This window comes from Streptomyces sp. NPDC012637 (assembly GCF_042954805.1).
Lineage (GTDB): Bacteria > Actinomycetota > Actinomycetes > Streptomycetales > Streptomycetaceae > Streptomyces.
Map to the genome: position 1 here is coordinate 289,836 of NZ_JBIBDS010000008.1, position 16,563 is coordinate 306,398.

The following is a 16,563-nucleotide window of genomic DNA, read 5'->3' on the forward strand; positions in this document are numbered from 1 at the left end:
CCCAGACGATGCAGCAGCACATGTTCGACACCGTCCTCGTCGCCAACCGCGGCGAGATCGCCGTCCGGGTGATCCGGACCCTGCGCGAGCTCGGCGTGCGTTCGGTCGCCGTGTACAGCGACGCGGACGCCGACGCCCGGCACGTGCGGGAGGCGGACACGGCGGTACGGATCGGGCCCGCGCCGGCCTCGGAGTCGTACCTCTCCGTCCCGGCCCTGCTCGACGCCGCCGCCCGCACCGGCGCGCAGGCCGTCCACCCCGGCTACGGCTTCCTCGCGGAGAACGCGGCGTTCGCGCGGGCCTGCGCGGAGGCCGGCCTGGTCTTCATCGGCCCGCCGGCCGAGGCCATCTCCCTGATGGGCGACAAGATCCGGGCGAAGGAGACCGTGAAGAAGGCGGGCGTGCCGGTCGTCCCCGGCGCCGCCGACCCCGACATCGTCGACGCCGCCCGCGAGCTGGGCGCGCCCGTGCTGCTCAAGCCGAGCGCGGGCGGCGGCGGCAAGGGCATGCGCCTGGTGCGCGACCTGGCCGTCCTGGAGGAGGAGATCGCGGCGGCGCGGCGCGAGGCCCGGTCCTCGTTCGGCGACGACACCCTGCTCGTGGAGCGGTGGATCGACCGGCCGCGGCACATCGAGATCCAGGTCCTGGCGGACGCCCACGGGAACGTGGTGCACCTGGGCGAGCGCGAGTGCTCGCTGCAGCGCCGCCACCAGAAGATCATCGAGGAGGCGCCCAGCGTCCTGCTGACCCCGGAGATCCGGGCGGCGATGGGCGCGGCGGCGGTGGAGGCGGCGCGCTCCTGCGGCTACGTGGGCGCGGGCACGGTCGAGTTCATCGTGCCGGGCGGCGATCCCGCCTCGTACTACTTCATGGAGATGAACACCCGTCTCCAGGTGGAGCACCCGGTGACGGAGCTCGTCACGGGCCTGGACCTGGTGGAGTGGCAGCTGCGGGTGGCGGCGGGCGAGCCGCTGTCGTTCGCCCAGGAGGACGTCCGGCTGGACGGCTGGGCGATCGAGGCCCGCATCTGCGCCGAGGACCCGTCGCGCGGCTTCCTGCCGTCGGGCGGCACGGTGCTCTCCCTGAACGAGCCGCAGGGCGACGGGGTGCGCACCGACTCGGGTCTCGCCGAGGGCACGGAGGTGTCGTCCCTCTACGACCCGATGCTGTCGAAGGTCATCGTCCACGCGAAGGACCGCCCCACCGCCCTGCGCAAGCTCCGCGCCGCGCTCGCGGACACGGTCGCCCTGGGCGTCCCCACCAACGCGGGCTTCCTGCGCAGGCTGTTGGCGCACCCGGACGTCGTCTCCGGCGAGCTGGACACGGGTCTGGTGGAGCGTGACGCGGAGAGCCTCGTCCCGCAGGGCGTCCCGGAGGAGGTGTACGCGGCGGCCGCCGCGGTACGGCTCGACGGGCTCGCTCCGGCGCCCCGCGAGGGCTGGACCGACCCGTTCTCGGTCCCCAGCGGCTGGCGCCTGGGCGGCGCTCCGAAGCCGCTCGAGTTCCCGTTCCGGGTGCCGGGCGCCGAACCCGTCGCCCACCGGGCGCCTTCCGGCGCGCGGGTGACGGACCGCTCGGTGACCGTGACCGTGGACGGCCTCACCCACCGCTTCCACCGCGCCGGCGACTGGCTGGGCCGCGACGGCGACTCCTGGCACGTGCTCGACCACGACCCCGTCGCCGCGGCGCTGTCCGGGGCCCGGCACGGCGGGGCCGACACGCTCGCCGCGCCCATGCCGGGGACCGTCACGGTCGTCAAGGTGACGGTCGGGGACGAGGTGGAGGCCGGACAGAGCCTGCTCGTCGTGGAGGCGATGAAGATGGAGCACGTCATCTCCGCGCCGCACGCCGGCACCGTCACCGAGCTGGACGTCACGCCCGGCACGACCGTCGCCATGGACCAGGTCCTGGCCGTGGTGACGCCCCGCGAGGAGGAGGACGCATGAGCCTGCCCATGACCGTGCCCGCGGCCGGCCTGCCGGCCCGGGTCCGGATCCACGAGGTGGGGCCCCGCGACGGCCTGCAGAACGAGAAGACGGCCGTCCCGACCGACGTGAAGGCCGAGTTCATCCGGCGGCTCGTCGCGGCGGGCCTGACCACGGTCGAGGCGACCAGCTTCGTGCACCCGAAGTGGGTGCCCCAGCTCGCCGACGCCGAGGAGCTGTTCCCGCGGGTCCGTGACCTGCCCGTACGGCTGCCGGTGCTGGTTCCGAACGAGCGCGGCCTGGACCGGGCGCTCGCGCTCGGCGCCCGCGAGGTCGCCGTCTTCGCCTCGGCGACGGAGTCCTTCGCGAAGGCCAACCTCAACCGGACCGTGGACGAGGCGCTCGTGATGTTCGCGCCGACCGTCACCCGGGCCATAGAGGCCGGCCTGAAGGTCCGCGGCTACCTCTCCATGTGCTTCGGCGACCCGTGGGAGGGCGCCGTCCCGGTCGAGCAGGTCGTCCGGGTCACCAAGGCCCTCGCCGACATGGGCTGCGACGAACTGAGCCTCGGCGACACCATCGGCGTCGCCACCCCGGGCCACGTCCGGGCCCTCCTCTCCGCACTGAACGAGGCCGGGGTCCCCACCTCCCGCCTCGCCGTGCACTTCCACGACACCTACGGGCAGGCCCTCGCCAACGCCTACGCGGCGCTGGAGCACGGGGTCACCGTCTTCGACGCCTCCGCCGGAGGCCTCGGCGGCTGCCCGTACGCCAAGTCCGCCACCGGCAACCTCGCCACCGAGGACCTCGTGTGGATGTTCCGCGGTCTCGGCATCGAGACCGGGGTCGACCTGGCCGCCCTCACCGACACCAGCGTGTGGATGGCCGGACAACTGGGCCGACCGAGCCCGTCCCGTACCGTTCGCGCGCTCTCCCACAAGGAGTCCTGAGCATGTCCCTCGACCACCGGCTCTCCGAAGAGCACGAGGAACTCCGCCGCACCGTCGAGGCGTTCGCCCACGACGTCGTCGCCCCGAAGATCGGCGACTACTACGAGCGTCACGAGTTCCCTTACGAGATCGTCCGCGAGATGGGCCGCATGGGCCTGTTCGGCCTGCCGTTCCCCGAGGAGTACGGCGGCATGGGCGGCGACTACCTGGCGCTCGGCATCGCCCTCGAGGAGCTGGCCCGGGTCGACTCCTCGGTGGCCATCACCCTGGAGGCGGGCGTCTCGCTGGGCGCGATGCCGGTCTACCGCTTCGGCACGGAGGAGCAGAAGCGGGAGTGGCTGCCGAAGCTGTGCGCCGGCGAGATGCTCGGCGCGTTCGGCCTCACCGAGCCGGGCGCCGGCTCGGACGCCGGCGGCACCCGCACCACCGCGGTCCGCGACGGCGACCACTGGGTCATCAACGGCTCGAAGTGCTTCATCACCAACTCCGGTACGGACATCACGGGTCTGGTCACGGTCACCGCCGTCACCGGCCGCAAGGCGGACGGCAGGCCGCTGATCTCCTCGATCATCGTCCCGTCGGGCACGCCGGGCTTCACGGTCGCCGCCCCGTACTCGAAGGTCGGCTGGAACGCCTCGGACACCCGTGAGCTCTCCTTCGACGACGTGCGCGTCCCGGTGGGGAACCTGCTCGGCGAGGAGGGCCGCGGCTACGCGCAGTTCCTGCGGATCCTGGACGAGGGCCGGGTCGCGATCGCGGCGCTCGCCACCGGGCTCGCGCAGGGCTGTGTGGACGAGTCGGTGAAGTACGCGCAGGAACGTCACGCCTTCGGCCGTCCGATCGCCGACAACCAGGCCATCCAGTTCAAGATCGCCGACATGGAGATGCGGGCGCACATGGCCCGGATCGGCTGGCGCGACGCTGCCTCGCGGCTCGTGATGGGCGAGCCGTTCAAGAAGGAGGCGGCGATCGCGAAGCTGTACTCGTCGACGGTGGCCGTCGACAACGCGCGCGAGGCGACCCAGATCCACGGCGGCTACGGCTTCATGAACGAGTACCCGGTGGCCCGGATGTGGCGCGACTCCAAGATCCTGGAGATCGGCGAGGGCACCAGCGAGGTCCAGCGGATGCTGATCGCCCGGGAGCTGGGCCTGCCGTCCTGACCCGAACGCGGACACGGCCCCCGGGGCGCGCGCCGGAGCGCGCCCCGGGGGCCGGCCCGTCCCGCCGGGTGGGAAACGTTTCGGCTTCGTCCCTTCGGGCGGAATCCGCGTGCGAGGTGCGGACGGGGCGCCGCACCCGCTGGCACGATTCGTCAGCGAATGATCCCTTGCTCCGCACTCGCCTGGTCTGTGCGCCGGTAGGGGATTCACCCGCACACGGGAGGCAGAAATGCCGAGTTCCACCCCGCCATCCCCCGTCCCACCGCCGTCAGCACGGCACTCCGGCCGACGCCGTCTCGGACGGCGCCTCGCCACGGCCGCCACCGCGACCGCCCTGCTCCTGCCCGGTCTGTGGCTGATGCCCGGGCTGCCGGAGCCGGCCACCGCCGCCGACCCGCCGCCGCTGGCCATGACCGTCACCGTGAGCCTGGACTGGTTCGAGCGCTTCGAGGTGCCGGACGACGGCATCAGCGAGGAGGGCGAGTTCTATCCGGAGGTGAAGATCGGGGACAACGCGCTCCAGACGGGCCGGATCGTCTCCGACGACGCCTTCCACGCCAGCGCCATCCCCAACCCGTGGGTCTTCACCCAGCAGGTCACCCTCCCCGGTGACCAGACCACGTTCCCCGTCGGCATCCAGATCAAGGACGAGGACGGCGGAGCGAACTTCGCGGACGACCGGATGGACATCAGTCCGCAGAACCAGGACATCGACCTCAACCTCACGTACAACGCCCTCAACGACACCTGGACCGGCGACTCGCTCGCGTACGGGTTCACCCCGTCGCCGAACCCGCCGTGCACCGACCGCTCCGGGAATCCGCAGGGCCAGGTGTGCGCCATCGGCGACGGCGACCCGAACTTCCCCAACGCCGGGGACGGCAAGCGCGCCGCGGTCGGCGTGACCATCACCACCAGCAAGCACAGCGACGCCGACCAGGACGGCATCGCCGACCGGTACGAGCGCTTCGGCGTGCGCAACCCGGACAACTCGGTGGCCGTCGACCTGCCGGGTCTCCAGGCGAACCCGCTGCACAAGGACATCTTCGTCGAACTCGACTACTCGGACGGCTCCCAGCCGTCCCACGAGTCGATCCAGGCGGTCGAGCACGCCTTCGCGGCCGCCCCGCTGTCCAACCCGGACGGCGCGGACGGCATCACGCTGCACGTCGACTCCGGCGGCCTGCACGACAAGGCGGCCATGGAGGGCCCGCCCGAAGGCACCTGCACCGACGGACGGGACAACGACGGCACGAGCGGTACGGACGGCGCCGACCCGGACTGCAACGACCGCGAACTCGGCGTCGAGGACTTCAAGGTGGCCACCTGCAGCAATCACCTCGACGACGACGCAGACGGCAGGCCCGACGAGCAGGATCCGGACTGCATCGTCGGCGACAACCTGGGGGGCGGCAACCCGATCGCAGGCCCGCTGGCCAACTGCAACCTCGACGCGGACTACCGCGACACCAAGGCGCGCAACTTCCACCTGCCGCGCCAGAAGGCGTTCAACTACGTCCTCTACACCACCCGGGACCTCGACACCGACGGCGCCGGCCCCGACACCGGCTGCGACAGCGGAGGCTACGGCGTCGGTACGGACATCATCCTCTACCGCACCGACGCCGGGACCCTGATGCACGAGCTCGGCCACAACCTCGGGCTGCACCACGCGGGCACGGACGCGAAGCCCAACTGCAAGCCCAACTACGTGAGCGTCATGAGCTACTCCATGCAGGACGGCATCCCGCGCGTGGGCGGCGGAACGATCGTCGACTTCTCCCCGGCCCGCATCACCCTGTTCGGCCGGCCGCCCAGCCCGACCGAGCCGGGCCGGTCCGAGGCGGTGCTGCCCGAGCTCAGGGAGGACGACCTCCGCGAGAACCAGGTGCTCGACCCGCGCGACCCCGTGAACCAGTTCGTCTTCTCGGACGGCGCCGGTGCCGTGCGCACCGTTCCCCTGAACCAGAACCCCGACTGGAACGGCGACAACCCGACGGGCCCCGGCGACGACGGCGATGCGAAGCAGATCGTCAACATCGACGCGACCGGCCCGGACGACTGCAGGAACACCAGCACCGACGAGAAGCTCCAGGGCCACAACGACTGGGCCCGCGTCCAGGCGCACATGCCGAACCGCTTCCCGGTGCCCGGCGGCGCGCCACCGGTGAGCGAGGACCCGCCCCTCCCGACCGTGGAGGAAGCCGCGCGGATCCGCGCGCTCCGCAACACCACCGACCTCAGCCTGACCCTCACCGACGCCCCCGACCCGGTCGCCGCCGGTGAGCGTCTGACCTGGACGGTCGGCGTGACCAACAACGGTCCGAACTCCTCCACGTCCACGCAGATCACCACCGAGCTCCCCGCCGACGTCACCGACCCGGCCACGACCGGCCCCTGCCTGGTCTCCGGCCGGACCGTCACCTGCAACCTCAGCGAGGTGCCGCAGGGCGCGCACCGCCAGTACACGATCAGCGCGCTCGTCCCCGCCGACCTCGTCTACCGCAACGGCGGCCCGAAGACGATCACCGCGACCTCCACCGTGACCAACCTCGCCGGCCCGGACTCACGGCCGGCCGACAACACCGCCACCTCGGACACCAGGGTCATCGCCAAGGCCGACGTGTCGATCACCGGTGCCACGGCCACCAGTCCGCTGGAGGTGCTCATCGGCGAGCCCGCCGCGGCGACCCTGGAGGTCACCGTCGCCAACGCCGGACCGTCCAGCCCGGTCGACACCCTGCTGAACACCACGGCCGGCGCGGACGCCGGAGTCACCGTCACCCCCGCGACGCAGACCGCCCAGCAGACGGCGCTGCGCGCGGGCACGCCGCAGAAGGCCACGTACACGGTGCGGCTCTCGTGCACCGCGCCGGGCCTGAAGCAGGTACGTCTGGACTCCCGCCTGGCGCTGAAGAACGCGGAGGACGTCGACCCGGACCCGAGCAACAACACCGCTTCCACCTCGTTCCGGATCGACTGCGTGGTGCCCATCGCGATCAACGTCCGGCCGGGCGGCTTCCCGAACTCCGTCAACCTCAACACCGACGCCACCCTGGCCGCGCTGACCACCCGGGCCGGCGAGTACGGCCTGCCGCTGGCCTTCGACGCGAGGGCGATCGACGTGTCGCAGACGTACTGGGGCCTGCGGGAGCGGCTGTTCGACACCGCCACCCCGGCCGGCGCCCGGGAGGTCCACGGCAGGGGTCACCCCGGTGACTCCTACGAGCTGGACGAGCGCACCCGCGACGGCGACACCGACAACGTCATGCACTTCAGGCCCAGCGAATCGGGGCTGACGCTCTCCTCGACCCGCGCCTGTCTGAAGGGCAAGTACCGGGCGCCGGACGGCCGGGTGTACACGTACCTGGGCTGCGACGCCGTGAGGGTGGTGAACTGACGCCCGGCGCGGAACCGGACATGACGCAGGGCCCCCGCCTCCGGGGGCCCTGCGCCCCGTTTCACGGCGCCGTGCCGGGCGCCACGTAGGCGTCGTAGCGGTCCCAGCCGGGGGCCGCGGGCAGCCGCACCGCCCGCCAGGTCCTCGCGTACGCCGGAGGTGCGGCACCGGCGGTGACGAGGACGGCGACCGGCATGCGGCGGGCGGCCGCGGCGACGCCCGCCGGGGTGATGGCGGCGTCGTGGCCGCCGACCGCGCGCGAGGTGCAGCCCGCGTAGTAGCCGACCAGCACGTACTCCTTGCCGCTGACCAGGCACGGCGGCCGGACGCCGGCGCCGTGCAGGGCGGTGGCGATCCCCGTGAACTGCGCGCGGGTGGAGCGGCTGTGGGCGACGGTCTTGGAGAGCACGGCGTACTGGACGGCGAGATGGCCGACGAGGAGACCGGCGAGCAGCCCCACGGCCAGCGGCCGGCGGGCCGGACGCACCGCGGTGAGCGCGTGCACGAGCGCCTCGGCGGCGGGCAGGGCCAGCAGGGCGTAGGCCGGGAGCAGGAAGCGGGGCGCGGCGTAGCCGACGGTGAAGAGGTACGGGGCGGCCAGCGAGAGCGCGGTGACGGTGGCGAGGACGGCGGGCGCGCCGCGGCCGGCCCGGAAGGCGGCGGCGATGCCGGCGGCGACGGCGACCGGCAGCAGGAACCACCAGAGGGCGGTGACCGGTTGGTCCCAGGGCACGTCGCAGGGCCGGCACAGGGTACGGCCCGCGAGCGCCCTGACGTGGTCGTCGACGGACATGTACCAGCCCAGGTGGCCCTGGATCTCGCCGGCGCGGCGCAGCCGGGCGGTGAGCCCGCCGTAGCGCGCGTGGGCCTCGGCGATCCACGGCGCGGCCCCGAGCAGCGGCCCGGCGACGAGGGCGAGGGACACCGCCGGGCGGCGGCGCCAGGCGGGCACGAGCAGGGCCGCCGCGAGGAGCGGGAGGGCCAGCCAGAACCCGTCGGCGGGCCTCAGCAGGGTGACCGCGCCCACGGCGGCGCCGAGACCGAGGAGGGCCGCACGGCCCTGGCCGGGGCCCCGGGGCTTCCCGACGGCGTGCAGGAAGCAGCCGACGGCGGCCAGGGCGCCGAACGCGCACCACAGATTGGGCATCACGCGCGGCCCGTAGAACAGGGTGATCCACAGTCCGGCGAACAGACCGCCCGCGACGGTGAGCACGGGCCCGGGCAGGATCCGGCGCCAGATCCACAGCGTGCCGAACAGGGCGGCTCCGGACAGCAGGGCCAGGTAGACGCGGATCGCGGTGGTGGAGGCCGTGAGGAAGGCGACGGGTGCGACGAGGTACGAGATGCCCCGTGCGCGGGGCGCGCTGAAGAACGCGGGCGGGGCGTTGCCGCCGACCTGGCTGACGTAGACGGACTCGTCCCAGCCGAGGCCGGATCCGGGGACGACGAGCGCGAGTTGGGCGAGGGTGAACAGGACCGCGAGGGCGGCCGGCCGGAACGCGGGGTGTGACGGCGGGATCGGCGTGAGGCGCCGTCGGCGGCCGTCGGACCCGGTCTCCGGGAGGGACGGCCGCGGTACGGGAGCGGTGAGGGGGCTCATCCGGTCCACGCTGCTCGGGTCCGGCGCCCGACGGCCAGGCGACGTACCGTGCCGGGCGCGTCCGTCACTCCGTCAGAGGCCTGGCGGATCGGGCGGCGACGTGGTGACCCGCCAGAGGCGGGCGGGGCGGGCGAGGTGGCGGGCCGTTCCCCGGGAGCCCTCAAGGTGGCGGGCCTCACTCCCGGCCCGGCGACCCCACCCCTGTTGATCGGACTGAGGTTAGGCTAACCTACCCACGAATTGCCCAGGCCGACCCCGGCACGTACGAAAGCGACTTCGCCATGCCCAGCACCGCCCGAGCCACTTCCCTCACCCGTCGCGGTCTGCTCGCCGCGGGCGGCGCCCTCGGGCTCGGCGCCGCGCTCGCCGCCTGCGGCGACAAGGGCGGCGAGAAGAACGGCGGCTCGCCCGCCAAGGCCTCCGAGAAGTCCGGCCCGTGGAAGTTCACCGACGACCGCGGCACCGCCGTCGAGGCGAAGTCCACCCCGAAGAACATCGTCGCCTTCACCGGAACGGCCGCCGCCCTCAAGGACTTCGGCATCGAGGTCAAGGGCGTCTTCGGCCCGACCTACGTCGAGGACCCGAAGACCAAGGCGAAGACGCCCGACGTGCAGGCCGGCGACCTCGACATCGAGAAGGTCAAGGTCATCGGCAACGTCTGGGGCGAGTTCAAGATCGAGGAGTACCTCAAGCTCCAGCCCGAGCTCCTCATCACGGACATGTGGGAGAAGAACGACCTCTGGTACGTCCCGGCCGAGCAGAAGGACAAGATCCTCAAGATCGCGCCGAGCGTCGCCCTGTGGGCCGCCGACAAGTCCATGCCGGCCGTCCTGCAGCGCCACGCCGACCTCGCCGCCTCGCTCGGCGCCGACGTCAGGACCGCGCAGATCGAGGCCGACAAGAAGCGGTTCGAGGCCGCCGCCGAGCGCGTCCGCAAGGCCGCCCAGGGCAAGAAGGACATCAAGGTCCTCATCGGCTCCGGCGCCCCGGACCTCTTCTACGTCTCCACCCCGGTCCGCCCGACCGACACGCTCTTCTTCAAGGAGCTGGGCGTCAACATCGTCGTTCCCACCAAGCTCGACCAGGGCGGCTGGTTCGAGGGCCTGAGCTGGGAGAACGTCGACAAGTACCAGGCCGACATCATCATGCTGGACAACCGCACCTCGGCCCTCCAGCCCGAGGCCCTGAAGGCCAAGCCGACCTGGGCCGCGCTGCCCGCCGTCAAGGCCGGCCAGGTGATCCCGCGCGTGACCGAGCCGATCTACTCCTACGCCAAGTGCGCCCCGCTCCTCGAGGACCTGGCCAAGGCCCTCGAGAACGCCAAGAAGGTGTCCTGACCCATGACGAACGCCGAGACCGCCCCGTTCCAGTTCTTCTCCCTCCAGGTCGACCGGACCCGGCGGCTCGGCCCGTCCCTGGTCCGCGTCACCTTCACCGGTGAGGACCTGAAGCGCTTCGCCGCCGGCGGCCGCGACCAGTCGCTCTCGCTGTTCCTGCCCCACCCGGGGCAGGACGCACCGGTCCTTCCGCCGCTCGACGACCCGGACATGTACGCGATCCTGGGCGCCTACCGGGCCATGCCGCACGACGAGCGGGCCGTGATGCGCTCGTACACCGTCCGCGCGCAGCGCACCTCTCCCGTGGACGAGGTCGACATCGACTTCGCGATCCACGAGGACGGCGGCCCCGCCTGCCGCTGGGCCCAGCACGCCAAGGCCGGCGACCGGGTCGTCGTGCTCGGACCCGCCGTGGCCGAGAACACGGGCGTGCGCTTCCAGTTGCCCGCCGACGCGGACTCCGTGATCGTCTGGGGCGACGAGACGGCCCTGCCGGCCGTCTCGGCGATCCTGGAGTGGCTGCCGGCCGAGACCCGCGCCCACGTCTACCTCGAAGTCCCGTACTCCGGCGACCGCATGGAGCTCGCGACCGAGGCCGACGCGACCGTGACCTGGCTCGTACGGGAGGAGGGCGCGCCCTCCGCGACCGAGGTGATCGCGGGCGCCGAGCTGCCCGGCAGGTCCCCCTACGTGTGGATCGCGGGCGAGTCCGGCTCGGTGAAGGCGCTGCGCCGTCACTTCGTGCGCGAGCGCGGGATCGACAAGCGCCGCGTGACGTTCGTGGGCTACTGGCGCAAGGGCCTGTCCGAGGACGCCCTGCGCGAGGTCCCGGACGAGACGGTGCAGGACGAGGCGCAGGACCAGCCGCAGGACGCCGCGTAACCCCATACCCCCCCCCGCAGGGCGCACGGCCCCTCAACCCGTTCGGGTTGGGGGGCCGTTGTGCTGTGAATTTAGGTTAGGCTAACCTAACCAGGACACCGAAGGTTCCTTGCGTCCCCTCACTCCCGGAAGGGCCCCCACATGCGCTCCCACCTCCTCAACGCCACGACGGCGGAGTCGTACCGACGCTCCGTCACCGAAGGAGTGGAGCGGGTGGCGAGGAAACTCGCCACCACGAGCGGCCCGTTCACAGGCGTCACGCCCGCCGACCTCGCACCCGTCGTCGACGCCGTCGACCTCGACAAGCCGCTCGGCGACGCCTCCGCCGCCCTCGACGAGCTGGAGGACGTGTACCTGCGCGACGCGGTCTACTTCCACCACCCGCGCTACCTCGCCCACCTCAACTGCCCCGTGGTGATCCCCGCGGTCCTCGGCGAGGCCGTCCTGTCCGCCGTCAACTCCTCCCTGGACACCTGGGACCAGAGCGCCGGCGGCACCCTCATCGAGCGCAAGCTCGTCGACTGGACCACCGGCCGGATCGGCCTCGGCCCGCTCGCCGACGGCGTGTTCACCAGCGGCGGCACCCAGTCCAACCTCCAGGCGCTGCTGCTCGCCCGCGAGGAGGCCCGGCTCGGCCGCGACGGCCGTGAGGGCACCGACGACCTGTCGAAACTGCGGATCTTCTCCTCCGAGTGCAGCCACTTCAGCGTCCAGAAGTCGGCCACCCTGCTCGGCCTCTCCCGCGACGCCGTGGTCTCCGTCCCCGTCGACCGCGACCGCCGCATGCAGTCGGTCGTCCTCGCGGCCGAGCTGGAGGCCTGCCGGGCCGAGGGCCTGGTCCCGATGGCGATCGTCGCCACCGCCGGCACCACCGACTTCGGCTCCATCGACCCGCTGCCCGAGATCGCCGCCCTGGCCGCCGAGTACGGCGCCTGGATGCACGTCGACGCGGCCTACGGCTGCGGACTGCTCGCCTCACCGACCCGCCGCCACCTCCTCGACGGCATCGAGCACGCCGACTCGGTCACCGTCGACTACCACAAGTCCTTCTTCCAGCCGGTGAGTTCCTCCGCCGTCCTGGTCCGCGACGGCGCCACCCTGCGCCACGCCACCTACCACGCCGACTACCTCAACCCCCTCCGCGCGCGGGCCGAGCAGATTCCCAACCAGGTCGACAAGTCCCTGCAGACCACCCGCCGCTTCGACGCCCTCAAGCTGTGGCTGACCCTGCGCGTCATGGGCGCCGACGGCATCGGCGGACTCTTCGACGAGGTCTGCGACCTGGCCCGGGCCGGGTTCGACCTGCTCGCCGCCGACCCGCGCTACGACGTGGTCGTCGAGCCGCAGCTGTCCACCCTCGTCTACCGCTACATCCCCGAGAACGTCACCGCGCCCGAGGACATCGACCGCGCCAACCTCCACGCACGCAAGGCCCTGATGGCCTCCGGCGAGGCGATCGTGGCCGGCACGAAGGTCGACGGCCGCCAGTACCTCAAGTTCACCTTGCTCAACCCCGAGACGACCGCGGCCGACATCGCCGCCGTCCTCGATCTGATAGCCGGCCACGCCGAGCAGTACCTGGGAGAGAACCTTGTCCATGCCTGAGACGACTCAGACGTACGACTTCATCGGCATCGGGCTCGGTCCCTTCAACCTCGGCCTCGCCTGCCTCACCGAGCCCATCGACGAGCTGAACGGCCTGTTCCTCGAGTCCAAGCCGGACTTCGAGTGGCACTCCGGGATGTTCCTGGAAGGCGCCCACCTCCAGACGCCGTTCATGTCGGACCTGGTCACCCTGGCCGACCCGACCTCGCCGTACTCCTTCCTCCAGTACCTGAAGGAGAAGGGCCGGCTGTACTCGTTCTACATCCGCGAGAACTTCTACCCGCTGCGCGCCGAGTACAACGACTACTGCCGCTGGGCCGCCGCGCAGCTCTCCTCCATCCGCTTCTCGACCACCGTCTCCTCGGTCTCGTTCGACGGTTCCGCCGAGGAGTACGTGGTGGCCACCGAGTCCGGCGAGACGTTCCGCGCACGCCGGCTCGTGCTCGGCACGGGCACCCCGCCGTACGTGCCCGAGTCCTGCCGGGACCTGGGCGGCGACCTCGTCCACAACTCGCGCTACCTGCCCAGCAAGGAAGCGCTGCAGAAGAAGAAGTCGATCACCATCGTCGGCAGCGGCCAGAGCGCCGCCGAGATCTACTACGACCTCCTCAGCGAGATCGACGTCCACGGCTACCGGCTCAACTGGGTGACCCGCTCCCCGCGCTTCTTCCCGCTGGAGTACACCAAGCTCACCCTCGAGATGACCTCGCCGGAGTACGTGGACTACTTCCACGCGCTCCCCGAGCAGACCCGCTATCGCCTGGAGACCCAGCAGAAGGGCCTCTTCAAGGGCATCAACGGCGAGCTGATCGACGCCATCTTCGACCTGCTCTACCAGAAGAACTTCGCCGGCCCGGTCCCCACCCGGCTGCTCACCAACTCCGCGCTGCACTCCGCCGCGTACGACGAGAAGAGCGGCACGTACACGCTCGGCTTCCGTCAGGAGGAGCAGGAGAAGGACTTCGAGCTGGAGACCGAGGGCCTGATCCTCTCCACCGGCTACAAGTACACCGTCCCCGCCTTCCTCGAGCCGGTCAGGGACCGCCTCCGCTGGGACTCCCAGGGCCGCTTCGACGTGGCCCGCAACTACTCGGTCGACACCACCGGCCGCGGGGTCTTCCTGCAGAACGCCGGCGTGCACACCCACTCGATCACCTCGCCCGACCTGGGCATGGGGCCGTACCGCAACGCGTACATCATCGGGGAGATGCTGGGCTCCGAGTACTACCCCGTCGAGAAGACCATCGCGTTCCAGGAGTTCGCCGTATGACCGCCACCGTCCACATACGCCCGCTCGACCCGCTGAAGGACGCCGAGCTGATCCACCCCTGGGTCACCGACCCCAAGGCGACCTACTGGATGATGCAGGGCTTCGAGCTCCAGGACGTCGAGCGCGAGTACATGGCGATCGCCGCGAACCCGCACCACGACGCCTTCATCGGCCTCGTGGACGGCGAGCCCGCCTTCCTCATGGAGCGCTACGACCCCGCGAAGGCCGAGCTGGTCGGCCTCTACGAGCCGCAGCCCGGCGACGTCGGCATGCACTTCCTCGTCGCGCCCACCGACACCCCCGTGCACGGCTTCACCCGCATGGTGATCACCGCCGTCATGGCCGAGCTGTTCGCCGACCCGGCCACCGCCCGCGTGGTCGTCGAGCCCGACGTCCGCAACACCGCCGTGCACGCGCTCAACGAGGCCGTCGGCTTCGTGCCCGAACGGGAGATCCGGAAGCCGGAGAAGACGGCCCTGCTGAGCTTCTGCACCCGCGCCGGCTTCGAGGCCGCCGTGGCGTCCGCGGAGGTGGCCGCATGAGCGCCTTCGCCGACAGTCCCGTCGCCCATCTCACGCCCGAGCGCTGGGCCGACGCCAACCGCGCCCTGATCCGCAAGGGTCTCGCCGAGTTCGTCCACGAGCGGCTGCTCGACCCGCAGGAGCTCGGGGACAGCCGCTACCAGGTGCTGAGCGACGACGGCCGCACCGAGTACCGCTTCACCGCCGACCGCTTCGCCCTCGACCACTGGCAGGTCTACCCGGAGTCCATCAGCCGGCACCGGGGCAGCGAGCAGCTTCCGCTGGACGCCCTGCAGTTCATCACCGAACTGCGCGGCTCGCTCGGCCTGAGCGACGAGATCCTCCCGGTCTACCTGGAGGAGATCTCCTCCACGCTGGCCGGCACCGCGTACAAGGCGACCAAGCCGCGCACCGGCTCCGCCGAGCTGGCCGGGGCCGGATTCCAGGCGATCGAGACCGGGATGACCGAGGGCCATCCCTGCTTCGTCGCCAACAACGGACGGCTCGGCTTCGGCGTCGACGAGTACCGCGCCTACGCCCCCGAGGCCGCGAACCCGGTCCACCTGGTGTGGCTGGCCGCGCACCGCGACCGCGCCACCTTCACCGCCGGCGCGGACCTGGAGTACGACTCCTTCATCCGCGCCGAGCTCGGCGACAAGGCGGTGGACGGCTTCGCCGCCACCCTCGCCGAGCACGGCCTGGACCTGGCCGACTACCTGCTGATCCCGGTGCACCCCTGGCAGTGGTGGAACAAGATGGCCGTCACCTTCGCGGCCGAGGTCGCGCAGCAGCGGCTCGTGTACCTGGGCGAGGGCGACGACGCCTACCTGGCTCAGCAGTCCATCCGCACCTTCTTCAACACCACCGACCCGGCGAAGCACTACGTGAAGACGGCCCTGTCCGTCCTCAACATGGGCTTCATGCGGGGCCTCTCGGCCGCCTACATGGAGGCCACGCCCGCGATCAACGACTGGCTGGCCGGTCTGATCGAGGCCGACCCGGTGCTGCGGGCGGCCCGCTTCTCGATCATCCGCGAGCGGGCGGCGGTCGGCTACCGGCACCTGGAGTACGAGGCCGCCACCGACCGCTACTCGCCCTACCGCAAGATGCTGGCCGCGCTGTGGCGCGAGTCCCCGGTGCCGTCCCTCGCCGAGGGCGAGCGGCTCGCGACGATGGCCTCGCTGCTGCACGTCGACCACGAGGGCGCGTCCTTCACCGGCGCCCTGATCAAGAACTCGGGCCTCGCCCCGGCCGACTGGCTGCGCCGCTACCTGGACGCCTACCTGCTGCCGGTGCTGCACTGCTTCTACGCGTACGACCTGGTCTACATGCCGCACGGCGAGAACGTGATCCTGGTCCTCGACGAGCAGGGCGTGGTTTCCCGGGCGATCTTCAAGGACATCGCCGAGGAGATCTGCGTCATGGACCCGGACGCGGTCCTGCCGCCGGCCGTGGAGCGCATCCGGGCCGAAGTCCCGGAGGACATGAAGCTCCTGTCCGTCTTCACGGACGTCTTCGACTGCTTCCTGCGCTTCCTCGGCGCCACCCTGGCCGCCGAGGGCGTCGTCGGCGAGGACGAGTTCTGGCGCACGGTCGCGGAGTGCGTGAAGGGCTACCAGGACTCCAGGCCGGAGCTGGCGGACCGCTTCGCGCAGTACGACATGTTCGCCGAGACCTTCGCCCTCTCCGCCCTCAACCGCCTCCAGCTGCGCAACAACAAGCAGATGGTCGACCTGGCGGACCCGTCGGCGGCCCTCCAGCTCGTCGGCGACCTGGTGAACCCGATCGCGCGGTTCGCCGCCTCCTGAGACCGCCGGCCGGCGTCCCCAGGCCCTCGCCGGCCGGCAGCATCCAGGGCGGGCGCATTCCGGATGACGGTCCATCCGGAACGCGCCCGCCCTTCCGCGTGC

11 protein-coding genes are annotated in these 16,563 nt (G+C 71.7%); 10 read left to right on the forward strand and 1 reads right to left on the reverse strand.

The window, feature by feature from the left end; all coding sequences use genetic code 11:
• Positions 1 to 20 precede the first annotated feature (20 nt).
• The 4 genes from ACFY8W_RS29730 (at position 21) to ACFY8W_RS29745 (ending at position 7,438) form a co-directional block, all read left to right on the forward strand.
• Positions 21 to 1,946 carry a biotin carboxylase N-terminal domain-containing protein gene (locus ACFY8W_RS29730; RefSeq protein ID WP_391112221.1) on the forward strand — a complete coding sequence of 642 codons (1,926 nt, stop codon included), beginning with the start codon at positions 21 to 23 and terminating at the stop codon, positions 1,944 to 1,946.
• Positions 1,943 to 2,875, forward strand: a complete 933-nt coding sequence (locus ACFY8W_RS29735; RefSeq protein WP_391111711.1) for a hydroxymethylglutaryl-CoA lyase — start codon at positions 1,943 to 1,945, stop codon at positions 2,873 to 2,875. Before ACFY8W_RS29730 ends, ACFY8W_RS29735 begins: the two co-directional genes overlap by 4 nt.
• 2 nt (positions 2,876 to 2,877) lie before the next feature.
• Positions 2,878 to 4,038, forward strand: a complete 1,161-nt coding sequence (locus ACFY8W_RS29740) for an acyl-CoA dehydrogenase family protein (protein ID WP_391111714.1) — start codon at positions 2,878 to 2,880, stop codon at positions 4,036 to 4,038.
• A 229-nt stretch (positions 4,039 to 4,267) separates the two neighbouring features.
• Positions 4,268 to 7,438 (forward strand): hypothetical protein, encoded by a 3,171-nt coding sequence (locus tag ACFY8W_RS29745; RefSeq protein WP_391111717.1) that lies wholly within the window; start codon positions 4,268 to 4,270, stop codon positions 7,436 to 7,438.
• 61 nt (positions 7,439 to 7,499) lie between these two features.
• Here the strand turns inward: ACFY8W_RS29745 and ACFY8W_RS29750 are convergent, their stop codons facing one another.
• Complete coding sequence (locus ACFY8W_RS29750) at positions 7,500 to 9,038, reverse strand: hypothetical protein (protein ID WP_391111720.1); 1,539 nt, start codon at positions 9,036 to 9,038, stop codon at positions 7,500 to 7,502.
• Between the two features lie 281 nt (positions 9,039 to 9,319).
• On the opposite strand from ACFY8W_RS29750, the gene ACFY8W_RS29755 reads away from it, so the two are divergent.
• The 6 genes from ACFY8W_RS29755 to ACFY8W_RS29780 all read left to right on the forward strand — a co-directional run bounded on the left by ACFY8W_RS29755 (position 9,320) and on the right by ACFY8W_RS29780 (position 16,461).
• Complete coding sequence (locus tag ACFY8W_RS29755) at positions 9,320 to 10,375, forward strand: ABC transporter substrate-binding protein (protein WP_391111723.1); 1,056 nt, start codon at positions 9,320 to 9,322, stop codon at positions 10,373 to 10,375.
• 3 nt (positions 10,376 to 10,378) lie between these two features.
• Entirely contained in the window at positions 10,379 to 11,257 is an 879-nt protein-coding gene (locus tag ACFY8W_RS29760) for an SIP domain-containing protein (protein ID WP_391111726.1), read from the forward strand.
• Between the two features lie 141 nt (positions 11,258 to 11,398).
• Entirely contained in the window at positions 11,399 to 12,862 is a 1,464-nt protein-coding gene (locus tag ACFY8W_RS29765; protein ID WP_391111730.1) for a pyridoxal-dependent decarboxylase, read from the forward strand.
• Positions 12,855 to 14,132 carry a SidA/IucD/PvdA family monooxygenase gene (locus ACFY8W_RS29770; protein ID WP_391111732.1) on the forward strand — a complete coding sequence of 426 codons (1,278 nt, stop codon included), beginning with the start codon at positions 12,855 to 12,857 and terminating at the stop codon, positions 14,130 to 14,132. Before ACFY8W_RS29765 ends, ACFY8W_RS29770 begins: the two co-directional genes overlap by 8 nt.
• Positions 14,129 to 14,674, forward strand: a complete 546-nt coding sequence (locus ACFY8W_RS29775; RefSeq protein WP_391111735.1) for a GNAT family N-acetyltransferase — start codon at positions 14,129 to 14,131, stop codon at positions 14,672 to 14,674. Before ACFY8W_RS29770 ends, ACFY8W_RS29775 begins: the two co-directional genes overlap by 4 nt.
• Positions 14,671 to 16,461, forward strand: a complete 1,791-nt coding sequence (locus tag ACFY8W_RS29780; RefSeq protein WP_391111736.1) for an IucA/IucC family protein — start codon at positions 14,671 to 14,673, stop codon at positions 16,459 to 16,461. Before ACFY8W_RS29775 ends, ACFY8W_RS29780 begins: the two co-directional genes overlap by 4 nt.
• Positions 16,462 to 16,563: the final 102 nt, after the last annotated feature.

Coding starts and splice junctions, on each gene's coding strand:
- ACFY8W_RS29730 (WP_391112221.1), top strand. CDS start 21: ATGTTCGACACCGTCCTCGTCGCCAACCGCGGCGAGATCGCCGTCCGG.
- ACFY8W_RS29735 (WP_391111711.1), top strand. CDS start 1,943: ATGAGCCTGCCCATGACCGTGCCCGCGGCCGGCCTGCCGGCCCGGGTC.
- ACFY8W_RS29740 (WP_391111714.1), top strand. CDS start 2,878: ATGTCCCTCGACCACCGGCTCTCCGAAGAGCACGAGGAACTCCGCCGC.
- ACFY8W_RS29745 (WP_391111717.1), top strand. CDS start 4,268: ATGCCGAGTTCCACCCCGCCATCCCCCGTCCCACCGCCGTCAGCACGG.
- ACFY8W_RS29750 (WP_391111720.1), bottom strand. CDS start 9,038: ATGAGCCCCCTCACCGCTCCCGTACCGCGGCCGTCCCTCCCGGAGACC.
- ACFY8W_RS29755 (WP_391111723.1), top strand. CDS start 9,320: ATGCCCAGCACCGCCCGAGCCACTTCCCTCACCCGTCGCGGTCTGCTC.
- ACFY8W_RS29760 (WP_391111726.1), top strand. CDS start 10,379: ATGACGAACGCCGAGACCGCCCCGTTCCAGTTCTTCTCCCTCCAGGTC.
- ACFY8W_RS29765 (WP_391111730.1), top strand. CDS start 11,399: ATGCGCTCCCACCTCCTCAACGCCACGACGGCGGAGTCGTACCGACGC.
- ACFY8W_RS29770 (WP_391111732.1), top strand. CDS start 12,855: ATGCCTGAGACGACTCAGACGTACGACTTCATCGGCATCGGGCTCGGT.
- ACFY8W_RS29775 (WP_391111735.1), top strand. CDS start 14,129: ATGACCGCCACCGTCCACATACGCCCGCTCGACCCGCTGAAGGACGCC.
- ACFY8W_RS29780 (WP_391111736.1), top strand. CDS start 14,671: ATGAGCGCCTTCGCCGACAGTCCCGTCGCCCATCTCACGCCCGAGCGC.